At 66.2% G+C, this 15635-nt stretch carries 17 protein-coding genes; 7 read left to right on the top strand and 10 right to left on the bottom strand.

Features of this window, described 5'->3' with window-relative positions; all coding sequences use genetic code 11:
• Positions 1 to 9: 9 nt before the first annotated feature.
• Complete coding sequence (locus AUCHE_RS16040; protein WP_006501595.1) at positions 10 to 858, bottom strand: M23 family metallopeptidase; 849 nt, start codon at positions 856 to 858, stop codon at positions 10 to 12.
• Between the two features lie 529 nt (positions 859 to 1387).
• Between AUCHE_RS16040 and AUCHE_RS02035 the strand changes: the two genes are divergently transcribed.
• Positions 1388 to 1780: a cobalamin B12-binding domain-containing protein gene (locus AUCHE_RS02035; protein WP_006501593.1), complete on the top strand. Its 393-nt coding sequence runs from the start codon at positions 1388 to 1390 to the stop codon at positions 1778 to 1780.
• Between the two features lie 27 nt (positions 1781 to 1807).
• Here AUCHE_RS02035 and AUCHE_RS02030 read toward each other — a convergent pair whose 3' ends face one another.
• The 4 genes from AUCHE_RS02030 to rpmG all read right to left on the bottom strand — a co-directional run bounded on the left by AUCHE_RS02030 (position 1808) and on the right by rpmG (position 4313).
• Positions 1808 to 3313 carry a hypothetical protein gene (locus AUCHE_RS02030; protein ID WP_006501592.1) on the bottom strand — a complete coding sequence of 502 codons (1506 nt, stop codon included), beginning with the start codon at positions 3311 to 3313 and terminating at the stop codon, positions 1808 to 1810.
• A gap of 197 nt (positions 3314 to 3510) precedes the next feature.
• Positions 3511 to 3771 (bottom strand): type B 50S ribosomal protein L31, encoded by a 261-nt coding sequence (locus tag AUCHE_RS02025; protein WP_006501591.1) that lies wholly within the window; start codon positions 3769 to 3771, stop codon positions 3511 to 3513.
• Positions 3772 to 3840: 69 nt separating this feature from the next.
• A complete protein-coding gene (gene rpsN / locus AUCHE_RS02020) occupies positions 3841 to 4146 on the bottom strand; it encodes a 30S ribosomal protein S14 (protein ID WP_006501590.1) in 306 nt (101 codons plus the stop codon).
• Entirely contained in the window at positions 4146 to 4313 is a 168-nt protein-coding gene (gene rpmG / locus AUCHE_RS02015; protein ID WP_006501589.1) for a 50S ribosomal protein L33, read from the bottom strand. Before rpmG ends, rpsN begins: the two co-directional genes overlap by 1 nt.
• A gap of 65 nt (positions 4314 to 4378) precedes the next feature.
• Between rpmG and rpmF the strand changes: the two genes are divergently transcribed.
• Positions 4379 to 4558 (top strand): 50S ribosomal protein L32, encoded by a 180-nt coding sequence (rpmF, locus tag AUCHE_RS02010; RefSeq protein WP_006501588.1) that lies wholly within the window; start codon positions 4379 to 4381, stop codon positions 4556 to 4558.
• Positions 4559 to 4642: 84 nt separating this feature from the next.
• On the opposite strand, the gene rpmB is transcribed toward rpmF, so the two are convergent.
• Positions 4643 to 4879, bottom strand: a complete 237-nt coding sequence (gene rpmB / locus AUCHE_RS02005; RefSeq protein WP_006501587.1) for a 50S ribosomal protein L28 — start codon at positions 4877 to 4879, stop codon at positions 4643 to 4645.
• 108 nt (positions 4880 to 4987) lie between these two features.
• On the opposite strand from rpmB, the gene AUCHE_RS02000 reads away from it, so the two are divergent.
• From AUCHE_RS02000 to AUCHE_RS01985, 4 genes are all read left to right on the top strand, one after another.
• Entirely contained in the window at positions 4988 to 6088 is a 1101-nt protein-coding gene (locus tag AUCHE_RS02000) for a GTP-binding protein (protein WP_006501586.1), read from the top strand.
• Positions 6089 to 6226: 138 nt separating this feature from the next.
• Complete coding sequence (gene sucC, locus AUCHE_RS01995; protein ID WP_006501585.1) at positions 6227 to 7414, top strand: ADP-forming succinate--CoA ligase subunit beta; 1188 nt, start codon at positions 6227 to 6229, stop codon at positions 7412 to 7414.
• Between the two features lie 15 nt (positions 7415 to 7429).
• Positions 7430 to 8317, top strand: coding sequence for a succinate--CoA ligase subunit alpha (gene sucD / locus AUCHE_RS01990; protein WP_006501584.1), 888 nt, complete (start codon positions 7430 to 7432; stop codon positions 8315 to 8317).
• A 240-nt stretch (positions 8318 to 8557) separates the two neighbouring features.
• Positions 8558 to 10024 (top strand): C4-dicarboxylate transporter DctA, encoded by a 1467-nt coding sequence (locus tag AUCHE_RS01985; protein ID WP_006501583.1) that lies wholly within the window; start codon positions 8558 to 8560, stop codon positions 10022 to 10024.
• Between the two features lie 174 nt (positions 10025 to 10198).
• On the opposite strand, the gene AUCHE_RS15405 is transcribed toward AUCHE_RS01985, so the two are convergent.
• From AUCHE_RS15405 to AUCHE_RS01965, 4 genes are all read right to left on the bottom strand, one after another.
• Complete coding sequence (locus AUCHE_RS15405; RefSeq protein WP_006501582.1) at positions 10199 to 11014, bottom strand: polysaccharide deacetylase family protein; 816 nt, start codon at positions 11012 to 11014, stop codon at positions 10199 to 10201.
• 58 nt (positions 11015 to 11072) lie between these two features.
• On the bottom strand, positions 11073 to 11978 hold the full coding sequence (locus tag AUCHE_RS01975) for a glycosyltransferase family 2 protein (protein WP_006501581.1): 906 nt from the start codon (positions 11976 to 11978) through the stop codon (positions 11073 to 11075).
• Positions 11975 to 13018: a glycoside hydrolase family 26 protein gene (locus AUCHE_RS15400; protein WP_074788486.1), complete on the bottom strand. Its 1044-nt coding sequence runs from the start codon at positions 13016 to 13018 to the stop codon at positions 11975 to 11977. The genes AUCHE_RS01975 and AUCHE_RS15400 overlap by 4 nt, the downstream gene beginning before the upstream one ends.
• Before the next feature lie 87 nt (positions 13019 to 13105).
• Positions 13106 to 14140 carry a YveK family protein gene (locus AUCHE_RS01965; protein ID WP_162137211.1) on the bottom strand — a complete coding sequence of 345 codons (1035 nt, stop codon included), beginning with the start codon at positions 14138 to 14140 and terminating at the stop codon, positions 13106 to 13108.
• 516 nt (positions 14141 to 14656) lie between these two features.
• On the opposite strand from AUCHE_RS01965, the gene AUCHE_RS01960 reads away from it, so the two are divergent.
• A complete protein-coding gene (locus tag AUCHE_RS01960; protein ID WP_006501578.1) occupies positions 14657 to 15610 on the top strand; it encodes a glycosyltransferase family 2 protein in 954 nt (317 codons plus the stop codon).
• Positions 15611 to 15635 lie beyond the last annotated feature (25 nt).

Below are 15635 nucleotides of genomic sequence, written 5' to 3'. Positions count from 1 at the left end.
CTGGGGTGATCAGCGCGCGGACAGTCCGCGCGCTGCCATCCACGGTTCGGGGTTGATCGGGGCGCCGCCGCCCGGTCGGATCTCCAGGTGCAGGTGGGGGCCTGTGCTCTGCCCGGTGTTGCCGAGCTGGCCGACGAACTGTCCCGGCTGCACCTTCTGGCCGACGCGGACTGCGATGGAGTTCATGTGGCCGTAGTAGGAGACGGTGCCGTCCCAGTAGCGGATCTGGACGATATTGCCGTATCCGGACATCTGCCCGGCATAGGTGACGACCCCGGAGGACATGGCCCGCAGGGGGGTGCCGAGCGGCGCGGCGAGGTCGATGCCGTAGTGGAAGGTTCCCCATCGGGGGCCGAATCCGGAGGTGAAGGTGGCGCCGGTGACGGGGGCATTCCAGGTTCGGCTCAGGTCGACGACCGGCTTGGGGGGCGCAGGCGGTGGCGTCTGTACGGCGGGGGTGGCCGGCGCCGGTGTGGCTGGCTCGGGGTCGGGCGTGACCGGTGCCGTCGCGGTAGGGGGCGCGGCGGGAACGGGGGGGCCTGCCTCGGGTGCCGGTGAGGGAGCAGGGGTGGTTTCGGGGGCCTTGGGCTCCTCGGTCTGCGGGGACATCATGAGGGCGGCGGGTCGCACGATCGCATTCGCCTGGGTGATCTCGCCGAGGGGGGTGTTGGTCGCGGTCTGGACGAGCGCGAAGGTGGCGCCGAGGCTGACTGCGGAGACGGAGACCGGTTTGACGAGCGAGGGTCCGAGCTTTCGCTTTCCGGAGCGGTGACGGCCTGACGGGCCGGTGTTCGCGGAGGGTCTGGCGGTCGAGGTGCCGTAGGCGGGCCTGTGTCGGCCGTTGTAGGGAGAAGACACGTGGTGAATCCTGGGTGTTGAGACGTCCGAAGGGCTGAACATCGTGGACATGAGCGTCTTTATGAAGTTGCGACCTAAACGTTATCTCATGGTGATGCTCTGCCGCGAGTGACATGTATGCGGAAGGCGAACTCATTTCCGAAAGGGCGTTGACCTGCGAGTTCAACATTTCGGGTGAGAAGCCTCCGTTATCTTGCTCGGTCAACTCCGATCCAGCAAGCGCTCAGGAAAAACTCAAGAAAGGATTTTTCTGGGGCGGTGGCGGGGCCCGTGCCGGTCGGAGAAGAGCGACGCCCAGCCTCGTGACGTCCAGTTCTGTTGACTGTTCAGTCTTCCCACAAGCCGTGCCGGGGGCGCTCCGCCCGGGGGGCTCCGACGCAGTGGAAACCGAGTGGAAACTCGACATGAGAAATTTCACAGAGATGTCACCCGCCACCGGTCGACACCCGTCATCACCCGATGACGGCACCTGCGATGTCCGCGACGCCGGATCCCCCGCAGGCGCGGCGACCGCCGTTAACCTGGCCTCATGACTGACTCTCCACTGCGGATCGTCGTGGCCAAACCGGGGCTGGACGGGCACGATCGGGGCGCCAAGGTCATCGCACGGGCCCTGCGCGACGCCGGGGTGGAGGTCGTCTACACCGGCCTGCACCAGACCCCTGCTCAGATCGTGGAGGCCGCCATCCAGGAGGATGCCGACGCCATCGGGTTGTCCGTCCTGTCCGGAGCACACATGACGCTCTTCGCGAAGACGACGGAACTGCTCAAGGAACGTGGCGCGCAGGACATCGTGATCTTCGGAGGCGGGATCATCCCCGAGGGGGACATCCCGCTTCTGGAGGAGCTCGGCGTCGCCAAGGTCTTCACACCCGGGGCCACGACCACCGAGGTCGTCGACTGGGTGCGGACCCACCTCTGAGACCTCGGGCGGTACCGCCCGCCGGGCTCAGCCGCCCTGCCGACCCGCCTGCTGCCGCATCGCGGTCAATCCGAGGCCCCCGGCGAGCAGGAGCACCGCGTAGAGACCGGTGGCGATGATCTCCGTACCGGAGGTGGGCAGCCGCCCCGCCAGGGGTGCGGCCGCCTCGGCGACGGCTGCGGCCGAACGTACCGGGACGCGCTGCGGCGCCGAGCTGGTGATCCGATCGGGCGGACCGGTCAGGATCGAGGGCGCATTCAATCCCGGGAGAGGGTCCGAACCGGCTGCGGCCGGTGGGGCCGGCGCCTGACCCGGTGCCTGGGCCGGAACCGGCGGTGGCTGTGGCGCCATCGGGGCCTGGGCCGCGGAGTTCGCAGCACCGGGGTAGAGGACGAGGCCCGGTTGGTTGCGCAGCGGGGCTGTCGGCGCGGGTGGTTCTGTCACCGGTACGAGAGGGATCCCTCCGACCGGACGGTCGGGGTCGGGCGGGGGTGCCACGGGCGCGGGGGGTTCTTCCGCCAGTCGGGCGGCGAGGGGGACCGGCACTTCGGGGCCGTCCGTGCCGCCGTATCGCTGTCCCGGGGACCAGGCCGCCACGGTGGGCGAATCCACGGAACTCCCGTTGAGGGTGCTCTTCCCGGCGATCCGGTAGCCCTCGGCCCGGAATCCGTTGGTCCGAGCGGTGATCTCGAGGAGGTAGTGGTGCCCGCTGCGCAGGCGGTCCGGCGGGACGACGGCACCGCCCGGCCCTGGCCCGCCCTCGTGGCAGGTGAGGTCACTGATCTTGGCCCGTTCGTCGGCGCCGGGTCCCCATACGTCCCACAGGCTGGCATCGAGGCAGTTCAGACCTTCGCCCAGACGTGCGTCGAGCGAGAGTCGCGGAGCACGGTAGAGGGCGAGTTGGGAGAGGGTCGCGCTGCGGACCTGGCCGTGGACGACATTGCCTTTTTCCACGACGGCGCCGATCTGGGCGGTGGTGGTGCTGCGGAAAGGTTTCCCGGCGCAGGTGGGGCACGGCGGCATCGTGATCGGCGTGGACATCCGCATCGCTTCTTTACCGGTGAGGACGGTCCAGTCGACGATGGTGGTGCTGCCGGGTGCGTACCGTTCCCTGGGCAGGTCCAGGAAGACCGAGCCGGCGAAGGATGTCACGGGTGTCCGGGATGCCGACCGGTTGAACCGGAAGGTGACGGTCCCGTTGGCGTCCACGGACATGGTGACTCCGGGGAGGGCGTACGTCCCGCTGAGCACCTGTGTCCCGGCGGGGAGCCGTGGCCGGAAGACGACCTGGGAGCCGGGGGTGGTGGGGCATCCGGCGGGGAAGGTGCCGTTGAGCTTGATCTGTCGTGGTTCCCAGTAGTCGGGGGCCGGGACAACCTGTGGCTCGACACGGGGTAGGCAGGAGTGGGTGGGACGGGGCGTGACGGAGGCACTCGGCGCGGCGGCGGCCTGCCCGGCGAAGGCGCTCAAGGGCAGCAGCAGTGCCGTGACGCCGATGATTCGGCGGTTTCGCAGCCATGCGAGTGGAGGCATGAGGGGGAGCTCCTAGCAGCGGTCTGTGCTCAGGTATCCGATCGTCAGGCCTGTGGGCGAATTGAGAAGAACCGGACAACATTCTCTCCCAGCCTTCTTCGAAATCGGGGGAAGGCCTCGAGTGAACTTGAGCTTGGCTGCCGCGGGTGGGGCCCTGCGTCGTGGCGGCCCCACCCGTCGGAGTGGATGCTGACGGGTCAGCGAGCGTCGTTGCGCTTGGCTCCGTAGCGACGGTTGAACCGTTCGACGCGTCCTGCGGTGTCGACGATCTTCTGCTTACCGGTGTAGAAGGGGTGGCTGGCGGAGGAGACGTCGACGTTGACGCAGGGGTAGGTGTTGCCGTCCTCCCATTCGATGGTCTCGCGGGGGGTCGCGGTCGACCGGGTGAGGAAGGCGTATCCGGCGGCGGCGTCGCGGAAGACCACCGGTCGGTATTCGGGGTGGATTCCCGGTTTCATGAGGGCTCCTGTCTGGAAGGCTGTGCGGCGTCCGGGGAGCTGGTGTGGTCCAGGGTTCCTGGACCTGTTTCACCAGCTGGACTTGGTGACTCCGGGGAGTTCTCCGTCGTGGGCCATCTGGCGGAGCCGGACCCGGGAGATGCCGAAGGTGCGGAAGTAGGCGCGGGGGCGTCCGTCGACGGCGCAGCGGTTGCGCAGGCGGGTGGCGCTGGCGTCGCGGGGCATCTTCTGCAGGCGGGCCATGGCTGCGGCTTTGTCGTCGTCGCTGGTGTGCGGTGAGGCGATAGTCTTCTTGAGGGTCGCGCGCTCTTCGGCGTAGCGGGCCACGATCTCGCGGCGCTGCTGGTCCTTGGCGATCTTGCTCTTCTTCGCCATCAGCGTTCCTCTTTGAATTCGACGTGGCGGCGCACGACGGGGTCGAATTTGCGCAGGATCATCCGATCGGGGTCATTGCGTCGGTTCTTGCGAGTGACGTATGTATAGCCGGTGCCCGCAGTGGAGCGGAGCTTGATCACCGGCCGTACATCGGAGTACTTGGCCATGGGCCTGCCTTTCACTGAACTATCATGAGAATCATACTCAAATACATCGACCACGAGGAGCCCTGATGGCTGTCCCCAAGCGCAAGATGTCGCGCAGCAACACCCGTTCCCGCCGGGCCAACTGGAAGGCCACCTCGGCCGACCTGGTGCCCGTCGCCGTTGGCGGGGAGACCTACCGGGTCCCCCGTCGCCTGGTGCGGGGTGTCGAGCGCGGCTATGTCGACCCTGCGACCGTGGGCATGTGAGCTGACGGATCGAGTGGTGACGAGCGGGTGGGCCCTGTCGGGTCCGCCCGCTCGTCGCATTCCCGGCGAGGCGGGGATGCGGGGTCAGATCTTCTCGCCGCGCGCCTGGATCCGCTTGACGGCGGCCTCGATGCCGATGGAGTCGATCGTCTTGATCGACGAGGCCGACAGGCGCAGGGTGACCCGGCGGCCCAGGCTGGGCACGTAGTAGGTCTTCTTCTGGATATTGGGGTCGAATCGACGGGAAGTGCGTCGGTGCGAATGGCTGATGGTCTTTCCGAAACGAGGTTCGGCGCCGGAGAGCTGGCAATGGCGGGACATGACGTGCTCCTTGTGATGCGTTCTCTCCCGCTCTGCGGGGCGAGGTGTCTGATCCTGTTAGCCTAGGAGAACGATTCTCATTAATAAAATCTGCCCGGAGGTAAATCAGTGCCGCCTGTCCCGGTACACATCGTGGTCGGCCTCGATGCCCCCGATCAGGCCCTCGCCGCCATGGGGTTGCACGTGGACCTGACCGGCTCCGCCGTCGTCTCGGTGACGGTCGACGCCACCCAGGGCGAAGTGCGTTGGGTGGTCTCCGATCTCACCGGCATCGCCGAACAGGACCACGAGGATGTGGCCCACCCCTGCCTGACCTGTTCGATCCGGGAAGCCCTGCTGCCGATGCTGGTCCGGCTCGCTTCGTCCGGACGATGGTCATCCCTGATCGTGGTGCTCCCCGTGGCCGCCGACCCGCTGCCCATGACCCTCGCCGTCGCCGAGGGAGAAGTCCGAGGACGCCCCGTCGCCGACACCCTCGAGGTCGCCTCGGTGGTGGCCGTGATCAGCTGCACGGATCTCTGCTCAGGTGTCTTCGACGACCCGCTCCTGAACGAACTCGGCCTCAACATGGTGGAGGACGACCAGCGCGCCTACGGAGAAGTGCTCGTCTCCCAGATCGAGTTGGCCGATGACATCGTGCTCGTCCACGGACGCCCCGACGAGTCCGACGCGGCCCTCCTCGACCACCTACGTCGCCCCGACAGCCGACTGCACCACGGGATGGAGACCTTCGGCGGGTGCCCCACCGCAGCCGAACGCCACCACGACGTCCAGGCTTCCCGCACCTTCGTCGATCCCCGGTACCGGCGACCCTCCGGTGCAGCACCCTCCGGAGGCATCGTCACCATCGAACTGACCAGTTGGAAACCCTTCCACCCCGAACGACTCCTGGAGCGCATCGAGGATCTGGGCTCAGGTGACCTCCGCGGGCGCGGAGCCTTCTGGTTGCCCGGCCGTCCCGGCCTGGCCATCGCCTGGGAGGCCGCCGGTGCAGCACTCTCCATCGGCGCCGTGGGCCTGTGGGAGGACGCCGAACGCGCCACCCACTTGGTGGTCACCACCGACGAGGAGACGGCTCAGGTCGTCAGCTCGGCCTTCGACGCCGCCATCATGACCGATGCCGAGATGATCAGCGCCCAAGCCCGCTGGGCAGGCCGCGACGACGGCTTCGGGGAATGGCTGGGGGATATCGAATCCGGCGCAGCTTGAACAGGCACGACCCGACCGTCCGCACCGGGCGGCCGGGTCGTGATCTTTCTGCAGATCGGCGGCTTCTCCGCAGCTCCTCGGCCTGACCGTTCGGTAGGATCGGCCCCGGGTCAGACCATCAACGACGAGGGAGCTGCCGTGGACCTTTTCGAGTACCAGGCGCGAGATGTCTTCGAGAAGCACGGTGTGCCCGTGCTCGCCGGGAAGATCGCCGAGACGCCGGAACAGGCCAGGGCCGCCGCCGAGGAGATCGGCCCGCAGAGCGGCGGCGTCACCGTCGTCAAGGCCCAGGTGAAGACCGGCGGCCGCGGCAAGGCCGGCGGCGTGAAGGTCGCCAAGTCCGTCGACGAGGCCGAGCAGCTCGCCAGCCAGATCCTCGGCATGGACATCAAGGGCCACAAGGTCCGCGTCGTCATGATCGCTCAGGGTGCGCAGATCGAGGAGGAGTACTACTTCTCGATCCTGCTCGACCGCGCCAACCGCAACTACCTTGCGATGTGCAGCAAGGAGGGCGGCATGGAGATCGAGCAGCTCGCCGTCGAGCGCCCCGAGGCCCTCGCCCGCATCGCCGTCGACCCCAACGTGGGCATCGACGAGGCCAAGGCCCAGGAGATCGTCGAGGCCGCGCGCTTCGACGCCGAGACCGGCGCCAAGGTCGCCCCCGTGCTGCAGAAGCTGTGGGACGTCTACCAGAACGAGGACGCCACCCTCGTCGAGGTCAACCCGCTGGTCAAGGTCGCCTCCGGTGACATCGTCGCCCTGGACGGCAAGGTCACCCTGGACGACAACGCCACGTTCCGTCAGCCCGAGCACGCCGGCCTGGTCGACGAGGCCGCCGAGGACCCGCTGGAGGCCAAGGCCAAGGCGATGCACCTCAACTACGTCAAGCTCGACGGCAACGTCGGCATCATCGGCAACGGCGCGGGCCTCGTCATGAGCACCCTCGACGTCGTCGCCTACGCCGGTCAGGACCACACCGGCGGCGTCGCCAAGCCCGCCAACTTCCTCGACATCGGCGGCGGCGCGAGCGCCGAGGTCATGGCCAACGGCCTCGACGTCATCCTCGGCGACGAGCAGGTCAAGTCCGTCTTCGTCAACGTCTTCGGCGGCATCACCGCGTGTGACGCGGTCGCCAACGGCATCGTCGGCGCCCTGAAGACCCTCGGCGACAAGGCCACCAAGCCGCTCGTCGTCCGGCTGGACGGCAACAACGTGGTCGAGGGCCGCCGCATCCTGGCCGACTTCGACCACCCGCTCGTGACCATCGAAGAGACCATGGACGGCGGGGCGCGCAAGGCCGCCGAGCTGGCCGCCGCGGCGAAGTGAAGGACTGAATAACTCATGGCAATCTTCCTCAACAGCGACAGCAAGATCATCGTCCAGGGCATGACCGGCTCGGAGGGCATGAAGCACACCCAGCGCATGCTCGCCTGCGGCTCGAAGATCGTCGGCGGCGTCAACCCGAAGAAGGCCGGCACCGAGGTCGAGTTCGACGGTGGCGTGAAGATCCCCGTCTTCGGCACGGTGAAGGAGGCCATGGACGCCACCGGCGCCGACGTGTCCGTCGTCTTCGTGCCGCCGGCCTTCGCGAAGTCCGCGGTCATCGAGGCCGTCGACGCCCGGATGCCGCTGCTCGTCGTCATCACCGAGGGCATCGCGGTCAAGGACACGGCCGAGTTCTTCAACTACGCCAAGGAGAAGGGCGGCACCCGCATCATCGGCCCGAACTGCCCCGGCATCATCAGCCCCGGACAGTCCAACGCCGGCATCACCCCCGCCGACGTCTCCGGCCCCGGCAAGCTCGGCCTGGTCTCCAAGTCGGGCACGCTGACCTACCAGATGATGTACGAGCTGCGCGACATCGGCTTCACCACCGGCCTCGGCATCGGCGGCGACCCGATCATCGGCACCACGCACATCGACGCGCTCGAGGCCTTCGAGAAGGACCCCGACACCGTCGGCATCGTCATGATCGGCGAGATCGGCGGCGACGCCGAGGAGCGGGCGGCGGCCTACATCAAGGAGCACGTCACCAAGCCCGTGGTCGGTTACGTGGCCGGCTTCATGGCCCCCGAGGGCAAGACGATGGGTCACGCGGGCGCCATCGTCTCCGGCGGGTCGGGCACGGCCGACGCCAAGAAGGTGGCCCTCGAGGCCGCCGGCGTCAAGGTCGGCAAGACGCCCACCGAGACCGCGAACCTCATGCGGGAGATCATCAAGAACATGTGAGCTTGCCCCACACGGGGTGGAGACGCCGTAGGCCGGGGAAGGCTGCGGCGTCTCACCTGTCTGTCGCCGATGGCCGAGGAGGGGGTCGCCCGTTCGGAGACGGGCTCTTCCCTTTCTGGACGCTCGTCCGCCTGGCGCAGTCATCGACCGTCAAGCGCTTGAAGGTCGGGCGGGCCTCCGACAGGCGTCTCCACTCCTTAGAGTTTGCTCTCCCTCTGAGCAGGCATCGAAGGAGATGACATGGCGAACAAGGCCTATACGGCGGGAGCCCCGACCGTCGCGGATCCACCCCAGCCTCACCGGGATCGCACCCACTGGCTCTATATCGCCGTGATCGTCGCTGTGGTCGGCGGCATTGCCTTCGGTGCGTTGGCTCCGGAAGCGGCGAAGGAGATCAAGTGGCTCGGTGACGTCTTCGTCAAGCTGATCAAGATGATGATCAGCCCGGTCATCTTCTGCACGATCGTGCTGGGTATCGGCTCGGTCGCCGCGGCGAAGAATGTGGGCAAGGCGGGCGGGATCGCACTGCTCTACTTCGTCACGATGAGCACCTTCGCCCTGGCGATCGGTCTGGCGGTCGGGAACCTGATCCAGCCCGGTCATGGCCTGACCGTGGTCAAGGGCGGCGGTGACAAGTACGCCAAGGCTGCCGAGGGCAGCGGGGGCACCGTCGCCTTCCTGAAGTCGATCGTCCCCGAGACGCTGTTCAGCGCTTTGACCGCAGGGAGCGTCCTGCAGACGCTGTTCGTCGCGCTGTTGGTCGGGTTCGCCATCCAGCGGATGGGGAGTCAGGGGCAGCCCCTGCTCACCGGGATCGGACATCTGCAGAAGCTCGTCTTCCGCATCCTCACCATGGTGCTCTGGCTCGCGCCCATCGGCGCTTTCGGCGCGATCGCTGCTGTTGTCGGGGAATCCGGGACGGCCGCGGTCACCGAGATGATCAAGTTGATGATCGGCTTCTACATCACCTGTCTGCTCTTCATCGTGGTCGTCCTCGGGACCATCCTGGCCGTGGTGACCCGGCAGAACATCTTCAAGTTGATGAAATATCTCGGGCGGGAGTATCTGCTCATCTTCGCGACCTCGTCCTCGGAGTCGGCGCTGCCCAATCTGATGGCGAAGATGGAGCATGCCGGTGTGTCTCGGGGAACCGTGGGCATCGTGGTTCCTACGGGGTATTCGTTCAATCTGGACGGCACGGCCATCTACCTGACGATGGCTTCGATCTTCATCGCCGATGCGATGAACAAGCCGTTGAGTCTGGGAGAGCAGGTCGGTCTGCTCGTCTTCATGATCATCGCGTCCAAGGGGGCGGCCGGGGTCACCGGTGCCGGTCTGGCTACGTTGGCGGGTGGTCTGCAGAGTCACCGTCCGGAGCTGATCGACGGGGTGGGCATCATCGTCGGCATCGACCGGTTCATGTCCGAGGCCCGTGCGTTGACGAACTTCTCGGGGAATGCGGTGGCCACTCTCCTGGTCGGCCGGTGGACGGGCACCGTGGATCTGGAGCAGACGCGTCGGGTTCTTTCCGGACAGGATCCGTTCGACTACACCACGATGGTCGACGCACATGACTCCGAGGTGCATGTCGGCGTGCATCCCCCGGCGCCGGTGAACCCGGCGGATCGGATGCACCCCACGCCTTATCCGGTGACGGTGGGGGCTTCGGGGGAAACGGTGGCCGACGTACCGGCGCCGAAGCCCTGACGGTGGATCGGGTGGGACCTGGCCATGAGGCCGCCAAGTCCCACCCGACGGAGGCGAGCGTATCCACGTGGTGGGGGCTGCCGTCAGGAGCTGCCTGCCGGCTTCCACCCTTCGACGGGAAATGGTGGACGAAAGTTGGTGTAGATAAACGAAATTCGATGAATTTCGGGGTGTCTATCCGGCTGGGACCGCCGCTCGCGCGGCGGCTTTCCGCTCGAACCAGGGCACCCGTGCCTGGGGTGCTGCCGTAGCCAGGTCGCTCAATCTCAACGCGACATACCCCTCGTCGAGTACCGCCCGAGCCAGACGCCGGGTGAGCTCGCCCCGGTCGAAGCTCGGGACGGAGGTCGTCCCCTCGGCATCGGGCAACATCCCGGAGGAGGCATCGTGCAACAGCAGGATCCCCCCGGGATGCAGCGCGGCGACGGCCCGGTCGACCAACACCTGTGTGGGGACGTCTTCCCAGTCCCTGGCCCAGGCCGTCCAGACCGGGATGTCCAGTCCGGCGGCGCGGAGCGCGACCAGCTGAGACATGCGGATCGCTCCGTAGGCGGGCCGGTACCACCGGACAGGCCGTCCGGTCAGCCGGGACAGGGTCGCCCGTGCGCTCAGGATGCTCTGGACCGACACCCGGAAGTCGAGGGCCGAGACCCTGTCGTGGTCGAGGCCGTGCAGGCCGACCTCGTGGCCTTCCTCGACCATCCGTCGGACGAGCTCGGGGTGACGGATGGCGTTCTCGGCCAGGACGAAGAAGGTCGCCGGGACTCCGATGTCCCGGAGCGCGTCCAGCACCTGCGGGGTGTGATCGGGATCCGGCCCGTCGTCGTAGGTCAGGGCAATGATCCTGCGGTCGGTGACCGCGGAGCTGAGCACCGTGAACGGACTGCTCAGCAGCGCGAGTGGCCCGATCTGGGGGCCGAGACGTTCGAGGGGGCGGGGCCCGCTCTCATAGGCACAGACATAACGACGTCGGACGAGGACGATGCTCACGGTACGGTCCGTCTCTGGAGAGGTGGGACGCCTGCCGGGAGAGGCAGTGCGCGGGATGTCAGCTTCGGGGGAGCGGCGGTGGGGAGGCCTCCGGCGAGGGCGTGGCGGTGCGGCGTCCGAGATGCCACGCCAGCTGCCAGGTCACCCCACGTACGGTGGGGACCAGGAAGAGGGTGCGCAGGGCCGCGCCGACCGAGGACTCCGGGAGATGCTGACCTTGGGAGCGTTCCACCGGCGTCACCTGGGGGGCGAGACTGCCGTAGCGCTCCTCCAGTCGGGTGTAGCCCCGACCGTAGTCGAGTCCCTGCCGGAGCGTGCCGCCCAGCGTCGAACGGAGTCGGGTGTGCACCATCATGTCCGGGGCGTACTCCAGTGGAGTTCCGCGCAGCTGGACCCGCCAGCACAGGTCGGTGTCCTCCAGGCAGGGCATTTCCTCGTCGAAGCCGCCGACGTCCAGGAAGATCTGCCGGTGGATGGCCATATTTCCCGATCCGGCGTGGGGGAGTCCCAGGCTGTTGCTGCTCCCCGGCTGGAGACCTTCCTGCTGTTCCATACGGCGGGTGCGGGCCAGGCGCTCGGAGTTGAGCCGGGTGACGTCGATCTGGCCGGCGACGAACGGGTGGCTGTCCATGGCGGCGCAGGCTGCTGCCACCCAGCCGGTTCCGACGATGTCATCGGCATCGCAGAAGGCGACCCACTCTCCCTCGGCGGCCTCGACGCCGCGGTTACGGGCGTGTGCCGGTCCGCGGCGTTCTCCGGCGTCGATCACCCGCAGCGGGATCCTGTGGGCATAGGTCTCCGCGATCGCGACCGAGTGATCGGTGGACCCGTTGTCGGCCAGGATCACCTCCCATGGCAGATCGCAGTTCTGGGTGGCCAGGGACTCCAGTTGTTCGGCAAGAGTCTCCGAAGCGTTGAAGCAGGCGATGACGACGCTGAGTTTTGCCGGGGATGACCTTTTCATGAACTCTTTCCCCATTCTGCTTTGAAGTGGGCCCCGGCCTTCGGGAAATTTTTGACGAGAGAGTGGGTGTCACCCTCATTGTCCCATTCGAAATATGAATGCATGACGACTCGATTTGCCGGATCTTTGATGAATCCGTTCATGCGATCGACAAAATCGCTGTTGTCGTCTCCGCCCGGATATTTGGTTCCGGACCAGAGGCCCCATTCCGGGAAAGCCATGGGTTTGTTGCGAGCCCGTGCAAAGTCCGTCCAAAATTTCAGACCACGTTCGCCACCGTAGATGACGTTGTCCCACATGAAAGTGGAACGTTGCGCGCGGCATTCTTGGTCGCAGTCCGCTGGATATGGATACCCTTTCGGGTGGAATCCGGTGTCATAGATATCTATCCCGATGACATCCACCACGTCATCCCCGGGGTAAAAGCGGCTGGCGTCCTGAGTGACACCTTGGCTCCCGTTTCCCGGGTTCCAGATCAAGGTGAAGCGTTGCCCGGGGGTGGACCGGAGGACGGAGGCAATTCTGCGGAAGTAAGCATTGAACGATGCGGGATCCGTGGCATAGGAATACGAACCCTCCATGTTGTATTCCCAGCCGACCCGGATCATGGCATCTGCATATCCGCGTTTGACGAGTTCCTTGCCGAGGGTGGCGAAGTGGGCGTCATAGGCGCCCTTGGCGCCGGAGGCGTTGTCGGCGTTCTCCTTCAACGGACGCATCGGTACGGAGAGCACCAACCGGTAGGGCGAGCCCGCCCAGTGGTCGAAGAGATAGGACGGGTTGGAGAGCTGCTGCCAGGTCGCCGCGGCCTGGAAGTCGATCACGGCGTCGACCGGCTTGCCCAGCCAGGAGACGAACTCCTCGACCTGGCCGCGCTGGGTCCCCCGGAAAACCCCGGTCAGAGGTGGTTGCCCCGGCCCGGGCAGGACGGGATTGGCCGGGCCGGTGGGGGCAGCTGCGGACGTGACGGGAGGAGCTGGTTCCTTTCCGGTGCCGCAGGCGGTCGTCAGGAGGAGTGATGCTGTCACCAGCGCGGTCATGAATCGGGTGAGATCGTTCCTGCGCGCTGAATGAGCGACCATCTGTCTGTATTTCCCCTGGTCTGTAGCTGTGGAGGGTGGAGCGGGTCAGGAATTGTTCTTGATATGGACCCGTCGGGACGACGAGGGGGTGGTGCGGACGTTGATGGGCTGCGTGGTGGGCGGCCCGTTCAGTGCGGCTCCGGTCTCCTCGTCGAAGTCGGTGACCACCACGCCGATCACCGGGATCCCGGCTTGTCTGGTCACGGTCCGGGTCGTGTCCAGGGGGAGGGCGAGAGTGATCGGTGAGCACATGGCGATGACACCGTCGACCGCCTTCCCGTAGGCCACCACTCGATAGTCCTCGGCGATCTCCTCTGCGCTGATCAGGGTGATGGCGGCCTGGCGGCGCAGAGCCACGGCCGAGTCGATGTCGGTGAGGTCCTCGAGGCTGCGGATGGACACGGCCGGTTCGATGTCGCGCAGGGCCCGGGCCAATTGGCGGGCGGCCAAGGTGGCGTGTTCGGGCAGCCCCGGGGTGATCACCATCAGGACCAAGGGGGAGCTGCCGGCTGCGGCGTAGACCCCGGCCAGGCCTCGCTGCAGACGTTGTTCCCCACCTTCTCCGCAGCTGTCGGCGATCACCGGGACGCCGAGGCGGTCCGCGATGCGGCGGGCTCCTCTGATGCGGGGCGAGAGCAGGTGGCGGACGGTCAGGAAAGCGAGTGTTCCCAGCGCGCCGAAAAGGCCTGCGAAAACAGCATCCCGAAGTGGCTGGGGTGCAGTGGGTTTGCTAGGAGGCTGGGCGTTTTCGCGTAAAGCCAGGCCGTCTCCGTAGACGGACGCCTTGGTGTTCAGATCGTTCAGAGCCGCCGGGGTGTCGCTTCCCTTCGGCAAATTCTTGGCCTGTCCCTTGTTGGACGACTGTACATGTTCTGAATATGCCGACGTGACAGCGTTAACGATCTCTGCGGCCTGTTCCGCAGTGGGTGCTTTGGCGCTCACGACCACGACTCCGCCCTCCTTCTGGGCGACGGCGCGAACGCGTTCCCTCAGCTCCTCGGCGCTGGGCCCGCCCTTCAACTTGGAGTGGGCGGCGTTGATCACCGGTCGGGATTTGATCAGCTCCGACTGATTGACCATGAAGCGTTGAATGTCATAGCTGGGGCTCAGGTTGAACGGGTCGAATTCTTTGCTCGCGGAGAATACCAACCGGGCTGATGCCTCATAGGTTGTCGCCCTTGTCGAGGCGAACAGATATCCAGCTATAAAGAGGATGACTAATGCCGCGGCCGGGAGATAGCCATATTTCGCAAGGGCTAATCCTAGGCCCCGAACCCGGTTATCCATCACTTCCCCTTAGATGCTGCAGTGAGCTGAGCTCCTTTGCTCCGAGCCTCCTGCTGGCCGCTAGTCGTCGGTTCCCCCTGACCGGCGGCGGATGCCGGCCTAGACAGACTGATGGTCTGCCGTATGGCAGTATTCCACAGGAGGCGACTGTGATGAAATCATGGGCTACGATAATATGCACTGTGCCCCGCCAAGTGGGCAAGAAGCTATCGTCAAGATCTATCCCATGAGCTGGTATAGGGGCTGGGAGACAAGAGCTTTCACCGGACCCACGATCCTTTCTGGGACCGACAAGGGGGAGTCCTGTTAGTGGCTGTACCACAGTTCGAGATCGTGCTTGTCTCCTACCGCAGTGCCCCCCTGGTTGAACGTCTCGTTCATGCCTGGGGAGAGGCCATCTCCGTGATCGTGGTGGACAATGCAAGAGATGTCGATGGTTTGTCCTCTCTTCCGGAAAGTTGTCCCTGGGTAACTTATGTCGACGGCCAAGGGCAGGGATTTGCCCGGGCCGCCAATAAAGGTGCTTTACGGTCAAAAACGCCATATGTCATATTCGTCAATCCGGATTGCACGCCCACGGTCGACGATCTCTCGAATCTGGTCGAAGGTCTCAGCCAGGACCACACGGCGCTCTCCCACGCCGCCACCATGACGAGCCATGACGGTGAGATCGAGATCGGCGTCGGCGGATGGGAACCTTCCGTCCGTCGGGCCCTCGTGTTCGGTTTCGGTCTGCACAAGGCCCTGCCCTCCTCCGGTCTCTACGCCAAGCCGTCCCACAGCCAGCACATCGAGGTCGACTGGACGACCGGAGCCTGCATGGCTGTCCGCCGCCAGGACTTCCTCCGGGTCGGAGGTTTCGACGAGAGCTTCTACGTCTACTGCGAGGATCTCTCCCTGGGACGACGGGCACGCAACGTCGGCCTGCGCCAGGTCCTGCGCGCCGACGTGAAGGTCAAGCACGGCGCAGGGAATTCCGGAGCGCCCTCCGAGGAGATGCTCCGGATGCGAGGAGCCTCCATCGCGAACTACGTCAAGCGCTACCACCCGTTGGAAGCACCTGCGATCCGAGTCGCCCTGGCCGCCGGCAACGGCATGCGCGCCGTGCAACGACAGTTCCAAGGGGACAAGGACGAAGCCCGCGGGTTCTGCTCCTATGTCGCCGGGGTCGTCACCCGCAGCGCCCACGTCGGAGGGCAGGAGGTCGCACGCGCCCGGATGCAGGAGACCGAACAGCCCCCTGGGCGGCGTGGCGACCGATGAGGAAAGGCGCCGCTTCCGAAGCAGT

It is taken from the genome of Austwickia chelonae NBRC 105200, assembly GCF_000298175.1.
Classification (GTDB): Bacteria; Actinomycetota; Actinomycetes; order Actinomycetales; family Dermatophilaceae; genus Austwickia; species Austwickia chelonae.
The sequence above is the reverse complement of the archived record's forward strand: the minus strand, read 5'-3'. Positions and strand labels throughout refer to the sequence as shown.

What these genes read in the sequence shown, in the direction of transcription:
- AUCHE_RS02035 (WP_006501593.1), top strand. Translation starts at nt 1,388, where the DNA reads ATGACTGACTCTCCACTGCGGATCGTCGTGGCCAAACCGGGGCTGGAC.
- AUCHE_RS02030 (WP_006501592.1), bottom strand. Translation starts at nt 3,313, where the DNA reads ATGCCTCCACTCGCATGGCTGCGAAACCGCCGAATCATCGGCGTCACG.
- AUCHE_RS02025 (WP_006501591.1), bottom strand. Translation starts at nt 3,771, where the DNA reads ATGAAACCGGGAATCCACCCCGAATACCGACCGGTGGTCTTCCGCGAC.
- rpsN (WP_006501590.1), bottom strand. Translation starts at nt 4,146, where the DNA reads ATGGCGAAGAAGAGCAAGATCGCCAAGGACCAGCAGCGCCGCGAGATC.
- rpmG (WP_006501589.1), bottom strand. Translation starts at nt 4,313, where the DNA reads ATGGCCAAGTACTCCGATGTACGGCCGGTGATCAAGCTCCGCTCCACT.
- rpmF (WP_006501588.1), top strand. Translation starts at nt 4,379, where the DNA reads ATGGCTGTCCCCAAGCGCAAGATGTCGCGCAGCAACACCCGTTCCCGC.
- rpmB (WP_006501587.1), bottom strand. Translation starts at nt 4,879, where the DNA reads ATGTCCCGCCATTGCCAGCTCTCCGGCGCCGAACCTCGTTTCGGAAAG.
- sucD (WP_006501584.1), top strand. Translation starts at nt 7,430, where the DNA reads ATGGCAATCTTCCTCAACAGCGACAGCAAGATCATCGTCCAGGGCATG.
- AUCHE_RS01985 (WP_006501583.1), top strand. Translation starts at nt 8,558, where the DNA reads ATGGCGAACAAGGCCTATACGGCGGGAGCCCCGACCGTCGCGGATCCA.
- AUCHE_RS01975 (WP_006501581.1), bottom strand. Translation starts at nt 11,978, where the DNA reads ATGAAAAGGTCATCCCCGGCAAAACTCAGCGTCGTCATCGCCTGCTTC.
- AUCHE_RS15400 (WP_074788486.1), bottom strand. Translation starts at nt 13,018, where the DNA reads ATGACCGCGCTGGTGACAGCATCACTCCTCCTGACGACCGCCTGCGGC.
- AUCHE_RS01965 (WP_162137211.1), bottom strand. Translation starts at nt 14,140, where the DNA reads ATGGTCAATCAGTCGGAGCTGATCAAATCCCGACCGGTGATCAACGCC.